Here is a 22,875-nt window from a genome sequence, read left to right on the forward strand (position 1 = left end):
TTCTCGCTCCTCAGAATTGATAGCGGCGCATGCGACGCTGGATGCCGAACAGATAGAGCGACACACCGGCGAGGATGATGAGGAACATCACGGCGGCGATGGTGGCGCCCATGGACGGATTGCCAAGCTGCAACTGGAAGCCGAAGAAGGTGCGGTACAGGAAGGTGCCCAGAATGTCGGTCGCCTTGTCCGGCCCCGCGAGTGCGCCCTGCATCGAATAGACCAGGTCGAACGCGTTGAAATTCGCAACAAAAGTCATGACCGAGATCAGGCCAATCGATGGCAGAATGAGCGGCAGCTTGATCTTCCAGAACTGGCTCCAGCCGGTAATGCCATCGCATTCGGCAGCTTCGATGATTTCATCGGGAATATTGAGCAACGCCGCGTAGATCAACATCATTGGAATACCGACGAACTGCCAGACGGAAACAAGCGACACCGTGACCAGTGCTGTTTCGGCCTTGCCGAGCCATGGCCCAAAGGCCCATTTCATGCCCACCAGATCCATCATCCATGGCGCAACGCCCCAGATCGGCGACAGGATCAGCTTCCAGATAAAGCCGACAATCACGAAGGAGAGTAGCGTCGGCAGGAAGATCGCCGTGCGGTAGAAGGCGGCAAAACGCAACCTCGGCAGCGACAGCATCGCCGCCAGCAAAATGCCGATAGGGTTTTGAACCAGCATATGAATGCAGAAGAATATGACGTTGTTTTTCAACGCATTCCAGAAATCACGCGACCAGTTTGCATCGCCGAAAAGCGTCTGGAAATTGGCAAAGCCGACAAAGACGCGCTGCCCGTCCACGACATTGAAGAACGCTTGCCGCAATGTCTCGATCAGCGGCAGCACCATGACGAGCGTATAAACCAGCACGCAAGGCAGCAGGAACACAAGAATGTGCCATCGCCTCGGGCGTTTTTGCTCAATAATTGGCAGGTCGGCAGACTGACTCATCAACACTCGCTGTTCTTCGGCTTATGCGGTTCTTGCGAACATTCTTTTGCCGTGAGACTGACATGGATCGCGCAATGCGCGAAAGAAAAACTGCCTGTTAGGCGCCTTGCAAGTCTGTCCGGCATCGAAAATGCACACGGGCGGCCTGCCCTCAAGCAAAGCCGCCCGTGAATGATCATATTACTTCGCAGGCTTGTACCAGCTGTCGAGGCCTTCCTGCAGCTTCTTGGCGGCATCTTCCGGCGTTACAGTGCCGTTGATGACGTTAGCCGACTGAACCCAGGTTTCGTTTTCCAGGTTCGGCGTGCCGCGCGACAGGATCTGGTAGGTCGAACGGATCGTCGGCTTGCACTTTTCGCGCCAGGACACGAATTCTTGTGCCAGCGGATCGGACATCTTCACAGCCGTCGAATTCAGGCTGAAGAAGCCCGGCAGCGCGTTTGCGTAGATTTCCGCGAATTCCGGCGAAGCCACCCAGTTCAGGAACACCTTGGCCTGTTCGGCATTCTTGCTCGAAGCATTGAGACCAAGACCGATATCGTTGTGATCCGAGATGTAGCAGCTGTCGCCTGCATTCTTAACCGGCGGCGGGAATGCGCCCATCTTGAACTGCGCCTGCGTGTTGAACAGGCCGATTTCCCACGAACCTGCCGGATAAATCGCGGCACGGCCCAGCGTGAAGAGGTTCTGGCTGTCCGGATAGGTCTGGGCTTCAAAACCGTCGCCCAGATAATCCTTCCACTTGGCAAGAACCTTGAACGGCTCAACCCATGGCTCGTCGGTCAGCTTCTGCTCGCCGGCGATCAACGCCTTGCGGCCTTCCTCGCCCTTCCAGTAGGTCGGACCGATATTCTGGTAGCCCATGGTCGCGGCTTCCCACATATCCTTCGTGCCCATGGCCATCGGGATATAAGTGCCGTCCGCCTTGATCTTTTCAAGCACGTCGAAGAACTCGGCTTCGGTCGCCGGAGCCTTCAGGCCAAGCTTGTCAAAGGCTTCCTGATTATAGATGAAGCCGTGAATGACCGAAGCCATCGGCACGCAGAACGCCTTCTTGCCGTCGTCGGTGGTCCATGCGGACTTGGCAACGTCGGAAAAATTCTTCATGCCTTCCAGATCGGTGAGATCGGCAAGCTTGCCCTTGTTGAACAGCTCCAGCGACGTGTCGAATGGACGGCAAGAAATAAGATCGCCACCCGAACCAGCATCCAGCTTGGCATTGAGAGCGGCGTTATATTCCGTCGGCGCGCTTGGCGCGAAATTGATCTTGATGCCCGGATTCTTTGCTTCAAAGGCCGGAATGATCTTTTCCTGCCAGATCTGCAGATCGTCGTTACGCCAGCTTTCAACCGTCAGCGTGACGTCCTGAGCCAATGCGGCAGAACCCGACGCCAGCAGCGTCGAACCCAGCAGCATGAATTTCAAGGTATTGCGAACCATTTGACCTTCTCCCGTTTTTTTGAACGCAGACGCACAAAAGAGGCGAGATACGCCTGTCCATTGCGATACACCACGTTAATGGCGATGGCTCATCACGGTACGGGATAAATGCCGGCTCCGCCGGTCTTCGTTCCATCCCATTTCCGCGCGACCCTCGCCTGTTAACAACCTTTGGCGACCCCTGGCGGCATTGCGCTCCCCTTTGATTGAATTTAATGCCAAAAACGTACCAATTGTCCAGCGAAGTTTACGAAATTCTCGCATAAAAATTGGAGGCAAGATAATTTACCTTATTTTATCAACACATTACTCAAATTTACCCGTCTTCGATGAATCTGCTTGGTTAATGGTATTTTTTTGGTATCTTCAAGTTGGAGGTATCTCATGGCAGAGTTTTTCATTGGCGTGGACGGCGGCGGCACCGGATGCCGCGCTGTGGTGGCAGATGGCAGCGGTGCGATTCTCGGAACGGGACGCAGCGGATCGGCCAATATTGTCACCGATCCGCAGACTTCGCTCGTCAATGTACGCGCAGCCATAGACAATGCCTTTGCCGATGCGGGGCTTGACCAAAGCCACTATGACGAAAGCCATGCGGTGCTCGGACTTGCTGGCGGCAATGTCCAAGGCGCAGGACTTCCAATTGAGCAAGGCCTCCCCTTTGCTCACGCCAATGTGGAGTTCGACGGTCTCATCGCATTGCAGGGTGCGCTTGGCGATCAGGACGGGATCGTGGCCATTTTAGGCACCGGAACGGCCTATATCGTCCGGCAGCGAGAACGCATTCATTCGGTCGGCGGCTGGGGATTTCCACTCAGCGATCTGGGCAGCGGCGCGCGGCTCGGCCAAAGCCTGTTGCAGGAATGCCTGCTGGTGCATGACGGCATTCATCCCCGCAGCCGCCTGACAACAGACGTGCTCGATGAGTTCAGCAACAATCCCGACAATCTGGTTGAATTCGCCTGGACGGCAAAGCCGGGCGATTTCGGCAAATATGCTCCGCGTATTTTCCAATATGCTGCTAATGGCGATGAGACCGCGCGCATGCTTCTGCAACGCTCGGCAGGCTATGTCAGCGAAACGCTGGACATGTTGATTGCTCAGGGCGCGGAACGGATCAGTCTGTTGGGCGGGATGGCGCCGCTTTATGTGGAGTGGCTCCCCGCAAACCAGCAGAAGCTCATTGTCCAACCGGCAGCGGACGCCTTGACCGGAGCTTTGCAGCTCGCGCTCAAGCGCTATGGGCACAAGATGGATGAGGCGCGTGCATGAGCGGCAATTTTAGCGCCTTTCTCCCCAAAAACCTTCAGGGCACTGCGCCAACTTCTGGCGCGGGACCGCTTTACATGCAGCTGCGCCAGTCGCTGGAGGCAGCGATCCGTGCCGGACATCTTGCCGATGGCGAGGCGCTGCCGCCCGAACGTGACATTGCGGAATATGCCAATATCAGCCGCGTGACCGTGCGTAAGGCGGTGGATGATCTCGTCAAATCGGGCCTGCTGGTGCGGCGTCACGGCTCCGGCACTTTTGTCGTGCGCCCGAGTGAGCGTGTGCAGCAGTCGCTTTCCATGCTCACGTCTTTTACCGAAGACATGGCGCGGCGCGGCATCGCCACCCAATCCAAATGGCTGGAACGCGGCCTCTATTATCCGTCGCCCGAAGAAATGATGAAGCTTGGCGTTTCATCCGAAACCCGGGTTGCGCGGCTTGGTCGTTTGCGCATGGCAAGCGATCTTCCGCTGGCTATCGAGCGCGCCAGCTTGTCGAGCGAGGTTCTGCCCGATCCCGATGCGGTCAAGGGATCGCTCTATGCCGAGCTCGGGCGTACCGGCTTTCGTCCGGTACGCGCCGTGCAGCGCATCTCCGCCTGCAACATCAAGGACCCCGATGCCCGGATACTCGGCGTCAAGACCGGCGATGCCGGTTTGTCCATCGAGCGTATTTCCTATCTCGCATCAGGCCGCGCGGTCGAGTTCACCAAATCGCTCTATCGTGGTGATGCCTATGATTTCGTAGCGGAACTCTCGATACCATCGGCCTAAGACCAATATCAGCCCATAAAGAAAACGGCCCGTTTCCGGGCCGCTCCGTTTGTTAGTGATGCTTCGTACCTTGGTGTGCCAGATCTGCAGTCGGATCGGCTGCAAGACGCTTGCGTGCCCGGTCGTCCATCAGTTCATACCACATGGCATTGAGCACAGCGAAAGCTGCGGCGAGCGGCAAGCCCAGAAGCCAGGAAAAATACCACATATTGCTTTCCTTTCTTAGATTGAAAGGCGCGGGCGGCTAAGCCGCCCGCTGCCCGATCAATAAGCGTGGTTGCTCTCGTCTTCGATCATATCCTTGTCCACCTTGCCCCACAGCACCCGGTAAACCCAGGACGTGTAGGCAACGATGATCGGCAGGAAGATGAGCGTTACGACCAGCATAATGAACAAGGTCATGTGGCTGGAAGACGAATCCCAAACCGTCAGGCTTGCCCGGGGATCGAGCGAAGACGGCAGAATGAACGGGAACATAGACACACCGACCGACGAGATGATGCCGAAGATCGTGAGCTTGCCCAGCAGAAGCGGAGCAACTTCACGTCCGCCACGCAGTGTCAGAAACACCGCAATCGCGCCCAGAATGCCAAGCGCCGGAGCAATCAGCAGGATCGGATAATTCGCATAGTTGGCAAACCATGCGCTGTGATCCAGCTCCACCGTCTTGCGCAGCGGATTGGAAGGTCCATCGGTAACGACGGCGCTTGTGATCCGGTAGCCCGACACCCAGAACCAGCTGGCAACACCGGCCAGAGCATAAAGAACGAGCGTGAGAAGTGCGGCGATGCTGCCATAACGCCGCGCTCGTTGCTGAATTTCTCCGGTAGTTTTGAGGACCAGCCACGAGGCGCCATGCATCGACAGCATGGTGACCGACAACACGCCGCACACAAGTGCAAACGGGTTGAGCAGACCGAAGAACGAACCCTCATAGAATATCTGGAGATCATCGTTGAGACGGAACGGTACGCCCTGCAACACATTGCCGACTGCGACGCCGAAGATCAGAGCCGGTACAAACCCGCCGATGAACAGGGCAATGTCCCAGCCGCGACGCCATGCCTTGCCCTCACGCTTCGAGCGGTATTTGAAACCAACCGGGCGCAGGATGAGGGCAAACAGGATAACGAACATCGCCAAATAGAAGCCCGAGAAGGACACCGCATAGAGCGGTGGCCAGGCGGCGAAGATTGCGCCGCCGCCGAGGATCAGCCAGACCTGATTGCCTTCCCAGACTGGGCCGATCGTGTTGATGATGACGCGACGCTCGACATCCGTTTTGCCGACGAGCGGCATCAGAATATCCACGCCCAAATCAAACCCGTCCATCGCGGCAAAGCCGATCAGCAGCACGCCGAGCAGTACCCACCAGATGATGCGAAGGGTTTCATAGTCCAACAATTCGCTGAGTATCATGGTCCTTACTCCGCTGGCGCAATGCTGGCAGGTGCAAGCATGGCTTCAGGTTTGCTGTCGGGTTCCGGCCCGGCTTTGATAGCGCGGATCATCAGGCCCATTTCGATGATGAACAGGACTGTGTAGATCGCGACAAAGCCGATGATGGTGAGCAGAACCGTCGACGCGCCGAGATTGGAGACGGCAACTGCTGTCGGCAGAATGCCTTCGATAATCCATGGCTGACGTCCGAATTCGGCGACGATCCAGCCCATTTCGGCAGCGATCCACGGCAGCGGAATTGCAAAGACCGCCACTTTCAAAAGGAAGCGATGCTGATCAAGCTTGCGCCGCGCCGACAGCACAAAGAACGTGCCAGTCAGCAAGATCAAGGCGAAACCGATGGCAACCATGATGCGGAATGCCCAGAACAGCGGCAGAACACCCGGAACCGTGTCGTTTGCGGCCTTGGTGATCTGTTCGTCGGTAGCCGTGCGCGGATCGTCCACATAACGCTTCAGAAGAAGCGCATAGCCCAGCCATTGGCTGTTGTCGGCGAAAACGTCCTTCACATCCTGTGGCACCGCACTGGTGTCGCCAGCGGCACGGATTTTCTGCAACGCATCATAGGCGACGATACCGTTGCGGATATGGTTCTCCGCATTCTGAACCAGTTCGTTGATGCCCTGGATCGGCGTAGTTAGCGAACGCGTGCCGATCAACCCCATGGCCCACGGAATTTGCACTGCGAAATGGGTTTCGCGCGCCTGCTGGTCCGGGATGCCGAAAGCGGTAAACGGCGCGGGTGCCGGTTCCGTTTCCCACATAGCTTCGATGGCGGCGATCTTCATCTTCTGGTGTTCGTTGGCCAGATAACCGCTTTCATCGCCCAGAACGACGACGGAAAGCGAAGCGGCCAGACCGAACGATGCGGCAACCGTCATCGAACGCTTGGCGAGCTCAACCGAGCGTCCTTTCAGGAGATACCAGGCGGAAACCCCCAGAACGAACACCGATGCAGTCGCATAACCGGCTGAAACCGTATGTACGAATTTGGCCTGCGCCACCGGGTTCATCAGAACCGCGAAGAAATCGGTGATTTCCATGCGCATGGTTTCGGGATTGAAGGCCGATCCGACCGGGTTCTGCATCCAGCCATTGGCGATGAGAATCCACAAGGCGGAGAAATTCGATCCCGCCGCGACGGCATAGGTCGCGATCAGATGGCCCACCTTGGAAAGACGGTCCCAACCAAAGAAGAACAGACCCACAAAGGTCGCTTCGAGGAAGAAGGCCATCAGGCCTTCAATGGCCAGCGGGGCGCCGAAAATATCGCCCACATAATGGCTGTAATAGCTCCAGTTCATGCCGAACTGGAATTCCATCACAATGCCCGTCGCGACACCGATCGCGAAGTTGATGCCAAACAGAGTACCCCAGAATTTCGTCATCTGTCGCCAGATGAGTCGCCCCGTCATCACATAAACGGTTTCCATGATGGCCAGCAGCACGGAAAGACCCAACGTCAGAGGTACGAAGAGGAAGTGATAAAGTGCCGTGATTGCAAACTGCAATCGCGACAGGGAGACAATATCGAGTTCCATCTTTTTCAGCCGGTAATCCCCGGCCCTCCTAGAGCATTTGCGGCCGGAAAAATCCCCGGCATCGCAGAATGCGACCAAAACGAGTTCATTTTGCACGTCGCATTAATTGGCAGACGCGACGCGCTTTCGCGTAACGGGCGTGGTCATGACATTGCCCGTTTGAAACGAAGATCGGATAAAGACCGCCCGCCGTTTCCATTCTCATGTGTTGGCAAAGCCCCTGATAGATGGACCTTCGCCCGCCCGGCTTACCTCATGGTATTGAGTATCTCACCGAAACGCTGGTCACTCATGCGCACAGACTCAACTAGAGCGCCTTGATTCAAAACAATGATCCGGTCGCAAATCCGCGCTTCGCGCTGGATATGTGTGGCGACAAGCAAGGTTTGTCCGCCCGACTGCGCCCGCAACCGCGCCAGCACATCTTCGGCCGTCGCCCCGTCGAGCCCCTCGGTCGGTTCGTCGAGAAGCCATAAGGACGATTCGCTTAATAACAGGCGCGCCAGAGCAAGACGCCGCGCCTGCCCGCCGGATAATCCCAGACCGCCCTCGCCCAGCATCGTGTCGAGACCGCTCGGCAGGGTTTCGACGAATTCTCCGAGACCAGCGGTCTGCAAAGCCTGCATCAGCGCCGCATCATCGGCGTCCGGTTTGGCGAGCCGCAGATTATCGCGAAGGCTATCCTGAAAAAGCTCTGTGCGCTGGGTCAGCAAACAACTGGCCAGCACTCTAGCGCTGCCGTCCTTCACCGCGATTTCACCTGCGAGCACGTTGAACAGCGTCGATTTCCCTGCACCGCTGGTGCCAACGATGGCGACGCGCTCGCCCTCTTCGACGGTAAGATTGATGGATTTCAGGGCATCGACGGCTGCATCGTCATGGCGAACAGACAGGTTTTGAAGCTGTATTGCCAAACCATCCGGCGGCGTAGGTAGACCGGCAACCACCTTCTCATCACGCAATTGCGGGCCAACGCGCCGGGCAGCCAGAATGGTGCGGCCAAGTTCCATCGCGCCGCGCCGTAGCGCCGCGAAAGGCTCCATTGCGCCAAGAATAACCAGCATCGCCAAAGCTGCAACCGGAGCGCCGATTGTCCCCGCCTGCACCAGCCAGCCAGCGCCAATAAGGCCGCCAGCCAAAAGTGCGGCATGGGCCACCCCAAGCCCCGCGCCGGTTCTGATCTCGACGCGGTTCAGTGTGCGGTCAGACGCCGCCACATAACTGTCAGCCCGGATAAGCGCTTCATTTTGTCCCTGCATCCGCCCGGCCATCAGCAGTTCCGTCTGGCCCGCAACAAGATCGACCGTGCGGGCGCGCAATGCTTCCGTGCCCTTGGCGCGCCTGCGCATCGGCTTTTCCGAACGTCGTGCAGCCAATAACGGCAGGCTCAATCCGACGAGAAGAAGGAGAAGTGCAACAGCAAGTCCGAACAGCGGGTGCATCAGTGCAAGCGCTATGCCAGCCACAAGCGCGGTTGCGAGCGCGGCGCCAATCGGCACGACGACACGCAGATAAAGCGAATCCAGCGCATCGATATCCGCAGTCAAGCGGAACAGAAGCCGTGCCGGGCGCTTCAACAGCGCATTGGCCGCTGCCGGTTTTGCCCAGCTGCGAAACAGCGTTTCGCGCAGCGCCGCCAGAATGGCGAGTGTGGCGTCGTGGGTGACAAGGCGTTCGAGGTAACGCGCGCCTGTGCGCACGATCGCGAGAAACCTTATACCGGCAGCTGGTGCGAAAACGTCGAACACGATGGCGGTTGCAAGGCTGAGGCCCGCAATGGCGGTTGCCGTAATGAACCAACCGGAAAGACCGAGCAGCGCGATGCCAGCCAACACCGTGACCGTAGCCGCGGCAATGCCTGCATAAAGGGCGGAACCTTTGGTTCTGAAAAACAGGCGCAGGATCGGGCGGAGTGCTTGCAGACCGTTCATTCGGCTGCCCTCCTCTGCCACAACGGATCACTATCTTGATTGTCAGCCAAGCGTATGATGCGGTCCATTTTGCGCGCCAGTCCCTCATCATGGGTAGCGACAATCAGGGTCTTGCCCTTGGCCAATCGCAACAGGCTGTCCGCAATATGCTTGGCCGTCTCTTGGTCGAGATGGGCCGTCGGCTCGTCGGCAAGGATAATATCGGCCTTAGGATCGACCGCGATGCGCGCCAGTGCAAGCCGCAACGCCTCGCCGCCAGAAAGCCCGGCACCGTTCTCGCCGATAACACCATTGCCGGTGATGCCCACAACATGCGCCAGCGCCATATCTTCGATGATCGAGGCGGTGGGGCTGACAGTGGTTTCGCGTCCGAGCGTGATATTGTGGCGCGCGGAGCCCGCGAATATATGCGGCTTTTGGCCGATCCAGCTCATGCGTTGGCGCAGGGACATTGCATTTTCAGGAGCCATGGCGATTCCGCCAATTCTTATCGCGCCGGTCTCCGGCGCAGCCAGTCCGGCAATCAACGCCAGAATGGTAGACTTGCCGTAACCACTTGGCGCAAGCAGAGCGACGTGTTCGCCCGCTTCGATTGCCAGGTTGAAGCCTGTTAAAACCGCAGGCCCTGCCGGATATTGAAAACCGACATCGTGTAGTTGAACGGTCGGGTCTGTTTCCGTCAGTTCGTTCGCCGCGACACCGCTGCCGCCAACAACCGGCATGGCATGACGGCTCAGATTCTCCAATGCATCGATTGCAGCTTCACCTGACGCACGGTCGTGCCAGACGGCGGAAAGGTCGCGCAAAGGTTCGAAGAAAGCAGGAGAAAGCAACAGGATGAACAGGCCTTCGCCCAGCGTCAGCTTCTGTCCCCATGCGCCGAACTGCAAGGTGCCAAGTAGGTGAAACCCGATATAGACGGCGACCATGGCAACGCCAAGCGCTGCAAAAAGCTCCAGCACTGCGGACGACAGGAAAGCAATCCGGAGAACCTTCATTGTCTTTGTACGCAGGGTCTCGGCATTATCACGCAGCCGCGTGGCTGTCGCATCCACGGCATGAAAACTGCGGATGGTCGTCAGACCGCGCAGCCGGTCCAGCAGAAAACCATTCATGCCGCCAAGCGCCACCAGCTGCTTTTCGCTGGCAGCTTTTGCCCGCCAGCCAATGAGCGCCATGAAGATCGGAATCAGCGGTGCTGCAATCAGGAGAACAAGCGCCGCCGCCCACGAAAACCAGAAGACGGCCAGCAGGATCGCCAGCGGCACCAGCATGACCCGAATGCGCACCGGCACAAAACGCGACAGATAAGGCACGACCATTTCCGCCTGTTCGGCGAGAATACTTGCAGCTTCACCCGACGATGGCCGGGCGGTGTCGAGCGGCGACCGGCTGGAAAGCGCTGCAAAAGCGCGCTCGCGCAAGGCTGTCAGTTCAGCACGGGCAGCGTCAAACGCCTTGGCCGCACCAGCACCGTCAATCAGACTGCGCAGGCAACCCAGCACGAATATGCCAAGTGCCGCATAGTAAATCCGATTGTCGAAACCGGTATCGGCGAGCCGCCCGCTGGCATAGGCTATCAGCCCGGCCTGCGGCAGCCACAAAAGCGCTGCCAGTGCCTGAAGATTTGCCCCCCGCCGAAGCATGGCCGGAACCGTCCGGCGCTGAGAACGACGCTTGGAAGACCGTGGGCGGCCTTTGCCGCTTTGCGCCTTTCCGTCGTCTGGCGTCAGATTTTCCGCCAGTTGCTCCGTTTGGGGGACATCAGATGTCAATCTCGCTTTGGCTCCTTCTTGGCCGATGTTCGTCCGCGCCCCAAAGCCACAATCCTGTCGGTGGTTTCGAGGAAGCGGGTCACCTTCGCGCCCAGCGCCAGAAGGCTTGTAAGACGGTCGGTATCGAGCTTCTTCACGTCGTCGTACCAATTGGTCAGCCGCTCGATCAGGCTGTACATGTCTTTCATGCGCTCCTGAGCGTAGCGGTCGCTGTCATCCTGCGGCGCTTCCATCAGCACTTCGCGCAGAACCGACAGTGTCGGATCGATCTCGCGCTTCTTGCGCTCTTCGGCAAGCGTACGCAGAATCTGCCAGACGTCATCCGGCGTCGTGAAGAAATCGCGACGGTCGCCGGGAATGTGCTTCAGCAGCACAAGATTCCAGCCTTGCAGTTCGCGTATGCCCATGGAGACATTCGAGCGTGACACGCCGAGTGCGTCGACGATCTCGTCGGCGCACATCGGCTGGGGCGACAGGTAGAGCAGCGCGTAAATCTGCCCCACCGTGCGATTGATGCCCCAACGGCTGCCCATCTCTCCAAAGTGGAGCACGAACGACTGAACGATTGGCGACAATTCCAAAATTCTCTCTCCCGTACTTTCTGAATTTTCAGAAATTACTGAAATCCAGATAATCTAAATGATGAAAACCTTCAATCCGTCTGACCATCGATGCGCCGCATCCGGACAATTGGCCGCAGCCAGTAAGCACTCCTCCAAATGCCACCAGCCGCTCCTTCCGAACCCAACAGGCCGCAGGCAATATGCTTCAGATTCGGGAAAGAGCGAATATCGTGACCGAACAAGAGGATATGAGTCTTTAAGCGAACCCGAAAAAGCTCAATCCGTCCGTCCGAAAAACGATGGCGGCCCTTCTGGAAAGAAGCCGCTGAATTTCCCCGTTCTGCACTGCGGAAAAGCCGAAAACGCCCTTTCCGCACCCTCAAGCATGATGTCTGCCGGCCTCAATCGGGGTCGGAAGATGAAGGCAGCTCCTTGCTGTCCTGCGTCGTGTCGCGATGGATCACGGCGCGGCTGAGCAGCATGAGCGTCACCGGCGTTGTGATGACCACAAAGACGGTAATCAACACTTCATGCAGAATCGGCTTCGATTGCAAGATGGAGAAAAATATGATTGAAGCAATCAAGATTCCCCCAGCCCCAAAAGACGAGCCGATGGTCGGCGCGTGGATGCGTTCATAAAAGGTCTTGAAACGCACAAGGCCAATGCATCCGACAAGCGTCAGGAAAGCACCGGCGACGAGAAAAAACGAAATGAGGATGGCGGCCCAGAGCGGGATTTCGGCTGCATGGATCATTCGATCACCTCCCCGCGCATCAGGAATTTGGCGAGCGCGACAGTGGCGACGAAGCCGAGCAACGCGATAATCAGTGCTGCTTCGAAATAAAGAACACTGCCGGTGCGAATGCCGAAAGTAATCAGCAGCAGCAGTGCATTGAGATAAAGCGCATCGGTGGCAAGCACGCGGTCCTGCGCGCGGGGTCCGATAAGCAGACGGTAGACCGCGCAGCCAATAGCGCCGATCAACATCAATTGTGCAGCGAGCAGAGCCCAGAAGATGATAACGGCGCTCATGCGGATTTCTCCTTCTCGACGATGTCTGCTGCGCCGAAAATCGCGATCAGCGGCTTTTCGTATTTTTGCTTGATCAGATCACGCCAAACCTGCGCTTCCTCAAGGTCGAGCACGTGAATGGTCAGTTCGCGGCGCGCGCTATGATGATCCACCCACGCTGTGCCGGGGGTGGCTGTTACCACGCAGGCGAGAACCGCCAGCGCTGTACGGTTTTCCAGCTCCAGTGGGATAACCACGAAGCCGGGACGCCGCTTGCGGTTGGACAGGATAATGCGCGTGACGGTAATATTCGATTGCAGAATATCGAGGCTGAACGTGACGAAAAGCCGGAACATCGTCGGGATAGAGCGCAGATGGTTTTTCTGCGGCTGAAGCGCCGTCATGATCTGGCAGGCGAACAGCGCGATAATCGCGCCAAGGATAAGCTGCGCGCGGGTGAAACCGTTCAGCAGCAGCCAGAACAGGACAAGCGCCGCGAACATCAGCGGATATGGCAGGATCTTTTTCATTCTACCCCCGCCGCTTGCGCGTCCGTTGCCTTGGACGGCTCATATTCGACCTTGGGTGCTTTCAGGACACTGTTGATATAATCGGACGGATTGTGTAGCGAACGCGCCGTTTCATCCATGTAGCGCATGGCTGGACCGGCTGCGATTGTCAGCGCAAGGCAGAGCCCCAGAAGTCCTGCAATCGGCACGACTTCTCGCACCAGAACACGTGGCACATTGCCTTCGAGCGAGGCCCAGAAGGTGCGGATGCCGGTACGCGTCATGGCGATGAGCGCCGAAAGGCCGGACAGGAGAATCAGCGCAATCAGCGCCCAGCTTGCCGGACTGACCGGCATGGCGAGTTGCGGCGCCGCCCCGTCACCGTTGAAGACTGCAGCAAGGATGAGGAACTTGGCGATGAAACCCGAGAATGGCGGCAGGCCGATCAGCAAAATGGCGCAGATCGCGAAGAACGTGCCAAGGATGGCAAGGGTCGCGGGCAAGACCGCGCCGACCTCTTCTTCCTCTTCTTCTTCCTCGTCATCGCCATAGGCTTCCATCGTCACCGCAAGAACGTTGGCTGCGGCGTCCTGTCCGCGTTCGACCAGTTCGATCAGCAGGAAGAATGCGGCAATCGTCAGCGTGGAACTGACCATGTAAAACAGCGCCGCCCCGGCCATGGCGGTGTTGCCACTGCCGATGGCAGCCAGAAGAGTGCCCGACGAAACAAGAATGCTGTAGCTTGCGAGCCTGCCCATGGCCTGCGACGCGACCACGCCGATCAGGCCGAAGGCCAGCGTGACCATGCCGCCGAAATAGAGCCAGTCATTGCCGAAACCGTAAGACGAGCCGGCATCCAGCCCGAACATCAGCGGCGACAGGCGCAGCAGCACATAAATGCCGACCTTGCTCATGATCGCGAAGATCGCGGCAACCGGCGCTGCGGCTGCCGTATAGGTCGGCGCCAACCAGAAATTAAGCGGCCACATGCCAGCCTTGATCAGGAAAGCGACGCCCAGCACCGCCGCACCGGCTTCCAGCAGCATACGGTCCTCGGGCGCAACCTGCGTGATCCGCTGCGCAAGGTCCGCCATATTGAGCGTTCCGGTAACACCGTAGATGAGGCTCACGCCAATCAGGAACAGCGACGACGCCACCAGATTGACCGCGATATAATGCAACCCCGCCTTGACGCGGGCCGGGCCTGAGCCATGCAGCGCCAGACCGTAGGAAGCGGCCAGCATAACTTCGAAGAAAACGAACAGGTTGAACAGATCGCCGGTGAGGAACGCGCCGTTCAGCCCCATCAGCAAAAGCTGGAAAATCGTATGGAAATGTGGGCTTGCCTTGTGCCAATGCGCCAGCGCGAAGCTGAGCGCGGCCATTCCGAGCAGACTTGCCAGCAACAGCATCAACGCCGCCAGCCTGTCGAGCACCAGCACGATGCCGAACGGTGCGGGCCAATTGCCGATCAGATAGACGATGGCTTCCGGTGCTTTTTCGCTGGCCATGCCGACCAGCATGCAGGCAATGCCGATCAGGCCGAGCGTCGAGAGCGAGTTGATCGCCATCTTCAGCTTGCGGCTGCGCTCGTCGATCAACAGCAGCACAGCCGCCGTTACCAGCGGCAGAAGGATCGGAGCAACGATGAGGTGTGATTTCCAATCCATCATCAGTTCTCCTTGCCGTCGACATGGTCGGTGCGTGTCAGGCCGCGCGAGGCGAGCAACACGACAAGGAAGAGCGCCGTCATGGCGAAGCCGATAACGATTGCCGTCAGCACAAGCGCCTGCGGCACCGGATCGGTATATTGGGCCGCCTGTACGTCCACTCCGGAGTCCAGCACCGGCGCAGCGTTGGAACGCAGCCGCCCCATCGAGAAGATGAACAAATTGACCGCATAGGAGATCAGCGACAGGCCAATCGCCACCTGAAACGTGCGCGGACGCAGCACCAGCCAGACGCCGGAAGCCATCAGCACCCCGATTGCGAGAGCAAGAACCAGCTCCATCAGTTCTCCTCCTTCGCAGTCGCTGCGGCGAGTTTCTCGACGCGATGTTTACGGATCGATTGGTGCGCCAGCGCGATCAAGACAATAACCGTCGCGCCCACAACAAGCGCGAAAACGCCGAAATCGAACAGCAACGCGCTTGCCACCGGCAATTTTCCAACCTGGGGTATGTCCACATACTGGAAGAACGAGGTCAGGAACGGATAGCCGAACAGCCATGCACCCGAACCGGTTGCCGCAGCGCTGAGCAGACCCACACCGATCCAGCGCAAAGGCAGAATGCGCAGCCGGTCTTCAACCCAGCGCGTTCCAGCAGCCAGATATTGCAGGATGAAGGCAATCGCCAGCGCAACACCGGCCGCAAAACCGCCGCCCGGCAGATCATGCCCACGCAGGAACAGATGCACGGCCAAAACGATGATGACCGGAAACAGCCATTGCATGATGACCGACGGCACGGCCAGATAATCGTTCAGCGTCTCGCCCGCTTTGCGGTCGGGCATGGCCTCGTCATAGGCGTCCTGAATCTTCTGCTGCGCGGTCGAGCCGGTAGAATCCGGCGCGGGACGGAAACGACGCAGCAACGCAAAGACCGTCAGGCCGACAATGCCGAGGACGGCGATCTCACCGAATGTATCGAAAGCGCGGAAATCGACCAGAATGACATTGACGACATTCTTGCCGCCGCCACCCGAATAGGCGTTTTGCAGGAAATAATCGCCGATGCTGTTAGGCGACGGGCGCGTCATCATCGCATAGGCAATGATCGAAACGCCGACCCCACTAGCAACAGCCAGCACAAGATCGCGATAGCGACGGATACGTGGGCCGATCTTCACCGGAACCGGATCGGGATCTTCCCAACGCTTCGGCAGCCAGCGCAGACCGAGCAAAAGCAGAACCGTCGTGACGATTTCCACCAGAAGCTGCGTGACGGCAAGATCGGGCGCGGAAAGCCAGACAAAGGTGATGCAGGTCATGAGCCCCGCCCCGCCAAGCAGGATCAAGGCGGCGAGACGATGGAATTTAGCCTGATAGGCAGCGCCCACGGCGCAGGCACAGCCAAGAAGCCAGAGGCCGGCGAAAATCGGATCAACCGGCTGCGGCCCCAATAGACCCGAGCGCAGACCATCCTCAATCAGCGGCCATGCAGCAACCACAACGGCCACCGCCACGATGATGCGCAATTGCGGCTGCAAGCGGCGCGTGCTGAGGAAATTTTCAGCCTTACGCGCCCAGTTCCATGACAACGTCACCAGTACGCGCTCGAAAATGCGCTGACCTTGCAGGTGCCGGAACAGCGGCGGTCCATCCTCGCTGGTTGTCAGATAGTTTTTCAAGCACCAGTGCAGAAGTACGCCACCGATCATCGCGGCGATACTCATCATCAGGGGCAGATTGAAACCATGCCAGACTGCGAGACTATATTCCGGCGTCGCATCGCCAAGCACCGAGCGCACCGCCGAATGCAAGAATGGACCAATGGACAGGCCAGGAACGATGCCGATCAGAAGGCAGAGCAGAACGAGAAGTTCTATAGGGCGGCGCATCCAGTGCGGCGGTTCATGCGGCTCTCGCGGCAGATCATGCGGCGGCGGGCCGAAGAAGGTCGAGTAAATGAAGCGGATCGAATAGGCCACTGTGAAGATGCTGGCGAGCGTCGCCACGTAAGGGGTGATCGTGTCGAGCCAGGACGCAAGATGCGTTTCAACCGCCTCGGCAAAGAACATTTCCTTGGAAATGAAACCGTTCAGCAGCGGAACGCCAGCCATAGCAGCGCTCGCCACCATGGCGAGTGTCGCCGTATAGGGCATTAATCGGAACAATCCGCTCAGGCGACGCATATCGCGCGTTCCGGTTTCATGGTCGATGATGCCTGCCGCCATGAAGAGCGACGCCTTGAAAATGGCATGGTTGACCATGTGGAAGATCGCGGCCACCGCAGCAAGCGGACTACCGAGGCTCAACAGCGCCGTAATCAGACCCAGATTGCTGATCGTAGAATAGGCGAGCAGCCCTTTGAGGTCCTGCTGGAACACAGCAAAGAAGCTAGCAAGCAAAAGCGTGATCAGGCCCGCAGAACCCAATATCCAGAACCATTCCTCGGTTCCGGCGAGCACCGGCCACAGGCGGGCCAGCAGGAACACGCCTGCCTTCACCATGGTCGCCGAATGGAGATAGGCCGAAACGGGCGTTGGCGCAGCCATGGCGTTCGGCAGCCAGAAATGGAACGGAAACTGCGCGCTTTTGGTGAAAGCCGCAAGCAAGATCAAGATGAGCGCGACGGTATATAGCGGATGGGTGCGAACCTCGTTGCCCGCTGCCAGCACGACATCGAGATCATAACTGCCGACGATATGACCGAGCAGCAGCATGCCCGCCAGCAGACAGAAGCCGCCAATGCCGGTGACCGTCAGCGCCATACGCGCGCCATCGCGCGCACTGGCATTATGATACCAGTAGCCGATGAGCAGGAACGAGAAGATACTCGTCAGTTCCCAAAAAACCGCAAGCAGGATGATATTGCCGGACAGAACGACGCCCAGCATGGATCCCATGAAGGAGAGCAGGAACGAGAAGAAACGCGGTACCGGATCGTCAGGTGACATGTAATAGCGCGCATAAATCACGACCAGAAGGCCGATGCCGGTGATCAGCATGGCAAACAGCCAAGCGAAACCGTCCATGCGCAATGTCACATTGAGACCGTAGGCGGGCAGCCAATCGACTGTGCCGCGCAAAACTTTCCCGTCCGAGACGATGGGATAAAGACTGGCTGTGACAATGAAGGCGACGAGAGCGATGGCTGCCGTGAACCAGGCGGAACCGCTTCGGTCCGCGCCCCTGAAAAGACCCGTGATGACGCTGCCAATAAAAGGAAGAAGGACAAGCAGGAAAAGCATTCTGCCGTCCATCGTCATGCGCCCAAGGCCTCCAATCCGCTCTTACTGTCTATAATCACACACATCTGGTCCGAAAGCTGTTCACACTTTTGGAGATGCGCTCCACTTTGTCGTAATTTCCGGGCGCAAAACCGTCAGGCACTTTTGCAGGAAACGCTTTACAACTGATCCGGCGCATGCGCGGCTCAGGCGAGCAGCAACTGAAATGCCCCGATCAGATGTTGTGAGGAATCATATATTCCGATGTCGTTATTATGACCGGCCAGCCAATATATTGGCAATAGCTTTCGATAGTTTATATGGGACAAATCAGAGGCTTATCGCAATTTTCTGACTTTTTGGCCGCCAATTCCACGCGAATCTCTTTCTTTCGCCGCATATCAGCCCCTGCAACCTTGCCTTGAAGGGCAACTTGCCACGAAAATCTTGTCGGTGAACGATCAGCAGCACGGCATCGCTGGTCGAAAGATTCGTTTCAGGCTTCCCCTTCAAACAAGGTCTCGACCAGCCTGGCCGCCTGAACGCGAATATCCGGAACGGCTGTCGATTCCCAGAAGACGCCCTTCGTCACCGGACCGATAGCAAAGAACGAGCCCGACGGTTCACCGCGCGCATTGATCAGCTGGAAATCCTTGGTGACATCCAGACCGAGATCAAGCGCATCGGGCTTTGCCAGCCCATGCTCCATAAGGCCAAGCAAGGCGAGATTGCGTGTCGTTGAAAACCTTGGGTTTCCGCCACGGCAATCGATGATCGTCGCGATTTTCAGCCGCTGGAACGAACCCGTATGACGCTCGCGATAGCGGATCGTCATATCCGTTTCGTTTTCCTGCACGGAAAGAAGCCGACCTGCTGCAATTTCAAGCTGCCCCGAGGCGCGCGCTGCGTCGATCCGATCAGCGACAGCGGGCGCCATACGATGACGGTGCGTGTCCCACCAGGGCCGCAGATGACGCAGAAAACTTTCACGTTGCGCCAGCGGCAACCGCGTCCAGATATGCTGCGTGTGCGGTCGCAGCGCATCCATGACAGCGCGCCAGTTCGAACCCGCAGTGTCGGCCTCCTGCATCAAAGCGCGAACGCGACGCAACAGACCGACAATACCGGACGCGACGAATAACGAATCGGTATCAACGTCAAACGGCTCCACCGCCGCATGGCGCGCAGGCACCAGTCCGCGCCGGGAGATCGCATGAATGGTTCCCTGATGCCCACGATCAAGCAGCGATAGCACGCTATCGACCATCGACAGTCCAGTCCCGAAAATCGCCACCGGCGCATCAGCCGGAATGTCGAAATAGCCGCTACTGGACCAGTATTCGGCAACATTCGCGCCAGAAACGGCAATCGCCGTTTCGTTGCCCGTCGCGACAATCACCGCATCTGCGGAAACAATCTCGCCTGTTTCAGTGACCACGGCAGGCTTGCCGCCGTCGAGTACGACATCGACAATCTCGCGCTGATCGACAACCAGTCTGGGTGCGTCGCCTGCACGGTATTGTTCGACAAGATCGTTCAGGTAATCGCGATAAAGCCTGCGAGGTGCGAATGACTGCGGTTGCCATTCATTAGCGATTTTAGCGCCTGCCGTCGTTTGCCGCGTGTGAAGCCAGTTCAGGAAATGATCGGGATTGCCGGGAAAAGCGCTCATATTGCTGGCGCGAACATTGAGAAGGTGGCCGGGATTTTCCGTCGAATAGGCGATTCCCCTGCCGATCTGGCCGGATCGCTCAAAAATGCGAACCATCGCATCACGCGAGCGCTCCAGCACTTGCGCCGCAAGAATGACGCCGCTCGCGCCGCCACCGATAATGACAAAAGACTTCAAACTATCGTGACCTATCCCATTTCGCGACGGTTTCACCCTCTGAACAGGTTCCGTCGTCCTTCCCATAATCCCACCAATTTAATAAGATTCCAACATCGTGCCCAAGATGTAAACCCCGGTTTGGCTGGGAATTTCCCCACAACGCACAGGCTCCGCCCCGTTATCGCTGATCAATATGGAAACAATGGCGGCTTCACTATCCCAATTTGTTGACAGTGTGTCTCTGAAAAGCGGGCTGGCGTTGAACGGTTTGACCCCAATATCTTGGGGCACGTCATGAATGTAACTTCTGGACATTCTGCATCGATAGATGTGTCGGGAAGTTCGCAATCTACTGCAACATCAGGATTAGAACGAATGAACAACAGCCATCTCGCATCCATCAAGAAGCGTCGCACCCAGTATGCTCTTGGCAAGAACCTCCCGCTCGCAAAGGAGCAGGTTGCGGAACTGATCCGCGAAGCCGTCAAGCACACGCCTTCATCGTTCAACTCGCAGAGCTCGCGTGCAGTCATCCTGTTTGGCGCTGAAAGCGACAAGCTGTGGAACATTGCCAAGGAAGAACTGCGCAAGATCGTTCCTGCCGATGCCTTTGCGCAGACGGAAGGCAAGCTCAACAGCTTCGCAGCCGGTGCTGGCACGGTTCTCTTCTTCGAAGACCAGAACGTCGTGAAGGGCCTGCAGGAGCAGTTCGCACTTTATGCCGACAACTTCCCGGTCTGGTCGGAACAGTCGGGCGGCATGGCGCAGCATTCGGTCTGGACTGCCCTCTCCGACGCCGGTATTGGCGCCAGCCTTCAGCACTACAACCCGCTGATCGACGCGGAAGTCGCCAAGACCTGGGATATTCCGTCGTCGTGGAAGCTGCGCGCCCAGATGCCGTTTGGTTCCAATGAACAGCCTTTCGGCGAAAAGACCTTCATGGATGACGGCGAGCGCTTCAAGGTATTCGGCTGATCCCGAATTTAAAAATACGAGACAGGGCCGGAGATTTTCTCTGGCCTTTTCTTTTTGCGGGCACAATATTGCCTTATCAACGCACTCTATATTGTGAACCTTCCCAAAATAGGAATCTAATGGCGACGCGCCAAAGCGAGTCGTGAACCGCCGCTTGCTCAAAAAATGAGGCGCATTTTCTATGCATGGTCCGGCCCAAACATTCGTCGTGACCGAAGGGGAAGTTGCATGACCACCGGAATCCTGTCCTTCAATCATCGTCGCCCGCGCGATACAGCCTCCAGAACGAGCCTCCAGTCTGGCTTTGTGCGACGCCTGTTGCGCAGCACAATTCCCGCCGCACTGGCTTTTGGCCTGCTGCTTTCAGCGGCACCAAAGGCTGTGCAGGCGGCCACGCCAGCCGATACGCTGGTCATCGCCATGGGAATTGATGACGTCATCTCGCTCGATCCTGCGGAAATCTTCGAAATCACCACCTCGGAAGTGCTCACCAGCACTTATGAGCGTCTGGTGACGACCGATACTAAAGACCCGACCAAGATCATCCCGCAGATCGCCGAAAGCTGGACGTTCTCGGAGGATGGGCGCTCGATCACCTTCAAGATTCGCAAAGGCCTGAAATTCGCCTCCGGCAATCCGTTGACGGCACAGGACGCTGCCTATTCGCTGCAACGCGCGATCAAAATGGACATGAGCCCGGCGTTCATCTTGAGCCAGTTTGGCCTGACGCGCGATAATGCCGATCAGAATATCGTGGCGACCGATGACGAAACGCTGGTTTTCACCACCGGAAAGGCGTTTGCGCCAAGCTTCGTTCTGAACTGCCTCACCTCCAGCGTTGCATCCATCGTGGACAGCAAACTGGTCAAGGAACACGAGCAGAAGACTGAAAAGACTGACGCTCACCCTTATGAAACCGACTTTGGCTATGAATGGCTGAAGGGCAATTATGCCGGTTCTGGTCCGTTCGCATTGAAACAATGGCGCGCCAATGAAGTGCTGCTTCTCGAACGCAATGAGAATTATGCCGATGCCAAGCCTGCGATGAAGCGCGTCATCTATCGTCATGTGAAGGAAGGCAGCTCGCAGCGTCTGCTTTTGCAGGCGGGCGATATCGACATTGCGCGCAATCTGGAACCGGGTGACCTTGAAACGCTGAGCAAGGACGACAAGTATCACGTTCTCGCCGCCCCCAAGGGACGCGTCTATTATCTGGTTGCAAACCAGAATGTCCCTGAACTTGCAAAGCCGGAAGTGCGCCAGGCAATCAAATATCTCATTGATTACAACACCATTGAATCCCAGCTGATCAAGGGTATCGGTCGCACCCATCAGTCCTTCCTGCCGCTTGGCATGTTTGGCGCGGTGGATGACAAGCCTTTCACTTACGACGTGGACAAGGCCAAGGAACTGCTTACTAAAGCCGGTTTGAAAGACGGCTTCAAGGTGACGCTCGATGTCCGCAATACGCAGCCAGGCGTCGGCATTGCCGAAAACATCCAGCAGACCATGCGCAATGCCGGTATCGACGTGGAAATCCTGCAAGGCGACGGCAAGCTGACGACGACCAAGGTGCGTGCGCGCAAGCATCAGCTGGCTCTCGGCATCTGGGGGCCGGATTATTGGGATCCGCACACCAATGCGGTGACCTTCACCAACAATCCTAACAATGGCGAGGATGTATCCATGCGCACCAATGCCTGGCAGGCGCATTGGGATATTCCAGACCTGACTGCTGAAACCATGGCTGCCGCCGAAGAGCGCGATACTGCCAAGCGTGAAGCGATGTATCATGATCTTCAGAAGAAGTTTCAGGAAACGAGCCCGTTCGCGATCCTTTACCAGCAGATCGAAACGGCTGTGACCGGTGCCAACGTGCACGGTTTCAACATGGTCGCCGACGCGAACTACATTCAGACCGTGACGAAAGACTAACGAAAAAAGACC

At 57.6% G+C, this 22,875-nt stretch carries 19 protein-coding genes; 4 read left to right on the forward strand and 15 right to left on the reverse strand.

Annotated features, from left to right (window positions below; translation table 11 throughout):
• Positions 1-10 precede the first annotated feature (10 nt).
• A complete protein-coding gene (locus HWD97_RS13045) occupies positions 11-955 on the reverse strand; it encodes a carbohydrate ABC transporter permease (RefSeq protein WP_109367408.1) in 945 nt (314 codons plus the stop codon).
• A 180-nt stretch (positions 956-1,135) separates the two neighbouring features.
• A complete protein-coding gene (locus HWD97_RS13050) occupies positions 1,136-2,395 on the reverse strand; it encodes an ABC transporter substrate-binding protein (protein WP_109367409.1) in 1,260 nt (419 codons plus the stop codon).
• 384 nt (positions 2,396-2,779) lie between these two features.
• Between HWD97_RS13050 and HWD97_RS13055 the strand changes: the two genes are divergently transcribed.
• Both HWD97_RS13055 and HWD97_RS13060 read left to right on the forward strand, forming a co-directional pair.
• The gene (locus HWD97_RS13055; RefSeq protein WP_371835100.1) at positions 2,780-3,667 is read left to right on the forward strand and encodes a BadF/BadG/BcrA/BcrD ATPase family protein; all 888 of its coding nucleotides are present in this window, start codon (positions 2,780-2,782) and stop codon (positions 3,665-3,667) included.
• Positions 3,664-4,437: a GntR family transcriptional regulator gene (locus HWD97_RS13060; RefSeq protein WP_109367411.1), complete on the forward strand. Its 774-nt coding sequence runs from the start codon at positions 3,664-3,666 to the stop codon at positions 4,435-4,437. The genes HWD97_RS13055 and HWD97_RS13060 overlap by 4 nt, the downstream gene beginning before the upstream one ends.
• Before the next feature lie 52 nt (positions 4,438-4,489).
• Here HWD97_RS13060 and cydX read toward each other — a convergent pair whose 3' ends face one another.
• The 13 genes from cydX to HWD97_RS13125 form a co-directional block, all read right to left on the reverse strand.
• On the reverse strand, positions 4,490-4,645 hold the full coding sequence (cydX, locus tag HWD97_RS13065; protein WP_109367412.1) for a cytochrome bd-I oxidase subunit CydX: 156 nt from the start codon (positions 4,643-4,645) through the stop codon (positions 4,490-4,492).
• 56 nt (positions 4,646-4,701) lie between these two features.
• Positions 4,702-5,856, reverse strand: coding sequence for a cytochrome d ubiquinol oxidase subunit II (gene cydB / locus HWD97_RS13070; RefSeq protein WP_109367413.1), 1,155 nt, complete (start codon positions 5,854-5,856; stop codon positions 4,702-4,704).
• 5 nt (positions 5,857-5,861) lie between these two features.
• Complete coding sequence (locus tag HWD97_RS13075) at positions 5,862-7,439, reverse strand: cytochrome ubiquinol oxidase subunit I (RefSeq protein ID WP_371835101.1); 1,578 nt, start codon at positions 7,437-7,439, stop codon at positions 5,862-5,864.
• Positions 7,440-7,687: 248 nt separating this feature from the next.
• Positions 7,688-9,370, reverse strand: a complete 1,683-nt coding sequence (gene cydC, locus HWD97_RS13080) for a thiol reductant ABC exporter subunit CydC (RefSeq protein WP_121538834.1) — start codon at positions 9,368-9,370, stop codon at positions 7,688-7,690.
• Positions 9,367-11,145 carry a thiol reductant ABC exporter subunit CydD gene (gene cydD / locus HWD97_RS13085; protein ID WP_121538832.1) on the reverse strand — a complete coding sequence of 593 codons (1,779 nt, stop codon included), beginning with the start codon at positions 11,143-11,145 and terminating at the stop codon, positions 9,367-9,369. The genes cydC and cydD overlap by 4 nt, the downstream gene beginning before the upstream one ends.
• A complete protein-coding gene (locus HWD97_RS13090; RefSeq protein ID WP_171317289.1) occupies positions 11,142-11,726 on the reverse strand; it encodes a GbsR/MarR family transcriptional regulator in 585 nt (194 codons plus the stop codon). Before HWD97_RS13090 ends, cydD begins: the two co-directional genes overlap by 4 nt.
• A gap of 383 nt (positions 11,727-12,109) precedes the next feature.
• Positions 12,110-12,463, reverse strand: coding sequence for a monovalent cation/H(+) antiporter subunit G (gene mnhG, locus HWD97_RS13095; protein WP_078337010.1), 354 nt, complete (start codon positions 12,461-12,463; stop codon positions 12,110-12,112).
• Positions 12,460-12,741, reverse strand: coding sequence for a K+/H+ antiporter subunit F (locus HWD97_RS13100; RefSeq protein WP_109367418.1), 282 nt, complete (start codon positions 12,739-12,741; stop codon positions 12,460-12,462). The genes mnhG and HWD97_RS13100 overlap by 4 nt, the downstream gene beginning before the upstream one ends.
• Entirely contained in the window at positions 12,738-13,250 is a 513-nt protein-coding gene (locus tag HWD97_RS13105) for a Na+/H+ antiporter subunit E (RefSeq protein ID WP_109367419.1), read from the reverse strand. Before HWD97_RS13105 ends, HWD97_RS13100 begins: the two co-directional genes overlap by 4 nt.
• The gene (locus HWD97_RS13110; protein ID WP_109367420.1) at positions 13,247-14,899 is read right to left on the reverse strand and encodes a monovalent cation/H+ antiporter subunit D; all 1,653 of its coding nucleotides are present in this window, start codon (positions 14,897-14,899) and stop codon (positions 13,247-13,249) included. The genes HWD97_RS13105 and HWD97_RS13110 overlap by 4 nt, the downstream gene beginning before the upstream one ends.
• Before the next feature lie 2 nt (positions 14,900-14,901).
• Positions 14,902-15,240 carry a Na+/H+ antiporter subunit C gene (locus tag HWD97_RS13115; protein ID WP_121538830.1) on the reverse strand — a complete coding sequence of 113 codons (339 nt, stop codon included), beginning with the start codon at positions 15,238-15,240 and terminating at the stop codon, positions 14,902-14,904.
• Positions 15,240-18,161, reverse strand: coding sequence for a monovalent cation/H+ antiporter subunit A (locus tag HWD97_RS13120; protein WP_121538828.1), 2,922 nt, complete (start codon positions 18,159-18,161; stop codon positions 15,240-15,242). Before HWD97_RS13120 ends, HWD97_RS13115 begins: the two co-directional genes overlap by 1 nt.
• Positions 18,162-18,618: 457 nt before the next feature.
• Complete coding sequence (locus tag HWD97_RS13125) at positions 18,619-19,971, reverse strand: FAD/NAD(P)-binding protein (RefSeq protein ID WP_121538826.1); 1,353 nt, start codon at positions 19,969-19,971, stop codon at positions 18,619-18,621.
• 357 nt (positions 19,972-20,328) lie between these two features.
• Here HWD97_RS13125 and HWD97_RS13130 point away from each other — a divergent pair, with 357 nt between their 5' ends.
• Positions 20,329-20,928 carry a nitroreductase family protein gene (locus tag HWD97_RS13130; RefSeq protein WP_109367424.1) on the forward strand — a complete coding sequence of 200 codons (600 nt, stop codon included), beginning with the start codon at positions 20,329-20,331 and terminating at the stop codon, positions 20,926-20,928.
• A gap of 228 nt (positions 20,929-21,156) precedes the next feature.
• Positions 21,157-22,863, forward strand: coding sequence for an ABC transporter substrate-binding protein (locus tag HWD97_RS13135; protein WP_235858990.1), 1,707 nt, complete (start codon positions 21,157-21,159; stop codon positions 22,861-22,863).
• Positions 22,864-22,875 lie beyond the last annotated feature (12 nt).

Source organism: Ochrobactrum sp. C6C9 (assembly GCF_022627935.1).
GTDB lineage: Bacteria > Pseudomonadota > Alphaproteobacteria > Rhizobiales > Rhizobiaceae > Brucella > Brucella teleogrylli.

Excerpts from the sequence above, each read along its gene's own strand:
- HWD97_RS13045 (WP_109367408.1), bottom strand. The coding sequence starts at position 955 with ATGAGTCAGTCTGCCGACCTGCCAATTATTGAGCAAAAACGCCCGAGG.
- HWD97_RS13050 (WP_109367409.1), bottom strand. The coding sequence starts at position 2,395 with ATGGTTCGCAATACCTTGAAATTCATGCTGCTGGGTTCGACGCTGCTG.
- HWD97_RS13055 (WP_371835100.1), top strand. The coding sequence starts at position 2,780 with ATGGCAGAGTTTTTCATTGGCGTGGACGGCGGCGGCACCGGATGCCGC.
- HWD97_RS13060 (WP_109367411.1), top strand. The coding sequence starts at position 3,664 with ATGAGCGGCAATTTTAGCGCCTTTCTCCCCAAAAACCTTCAGGGCACT.
- cydX (WP_109367412.1), bottom strand. The coding sequence starts at position 4,645 with ATGTGGTATTTTTCCTGGCTTCTGGGCTTGCCGCTCGCCGCAGCTTTC.
- cydB (WP_109367413.1), bottom strand. The coding sequence starts at position 5,856 with ATGATACTCAGCGAATTGTTGGACTATGAAACCCTTCGCATCATCTGG.
- HWD97_RS13075 (WP_371835101.1), bottom strand. The coding sequence starts at position 7,439 with ATGGAACTCGATATTGTCTCCCTGTCGCGATTGCAGTTTGCAATCACG.
- cydC (WP_121538834.1), bottom strand. The coding sequence starts at position 9,370 with ATGAACGGTCTGCAAGCACTCCGCCCGATCCTGCGCCTGTTTTTCAGA.
- mnhG (WP_078337010.1), bottom strand. The coding sequence starts at position 12,463 with ATGATCCATGCAGCCGAAATCCCGCTCTGGGCCGCCATCCTCATTTCG.
- HWD97_RS13100 (WP_109367418.1), bottom strand. The coding sequence starts at position 12,741 with ATGAGCGCCGTTATCATCTTCTGGGCTCTGCTCGCTGCACAATTGATG.
- HWD97_RS13105 (WP_109367419.1), bottom strand. The coding sequence starts at position 13,250 with ATGAAAAAGATCCTGCCATATCCGCTGATGTTCGCGGCGCTTGTCCTG.
- HWD97_RS13110 (WP_109367420.1), bottom strand. The coding sequence starts at position 14,899 with ATGGATTGGAAATCACACCTCATCGTTGCTCCGATCCTTCTGCCGCTG.
- HWD97_RS13115 (WP_121538830.1), bottom strand. The coding sequence starts at position 15,240 with ATGGAGCTGGTTCTTGCTCTCGCAATCGGGGTGCTGATGGCTTCCGGC.
- HWD97_RS13120 (WP_121538828.1), bottom strand. The coding sequence starts at position 18,161 with ATGACGATGGACGGCAGAATGCTTTTCCTGCTTGTCCTTCTTCCTTTT.
- HWD97_RS13130 (WP_109367424.1), top strand. The coding sequence starts at position 20,329 with ATGAACAACAGCCATCTCGCATCCATCAAGAAGCGTCGCACCCAGTAT.
- HWD97_RS13135 (WP_235858990.1), top strand. The coding sequence starts at position 21,157 with ATGACCACCGGAATCCTGTCCTTCAATCATCGTCGCCCGCGCGATACA.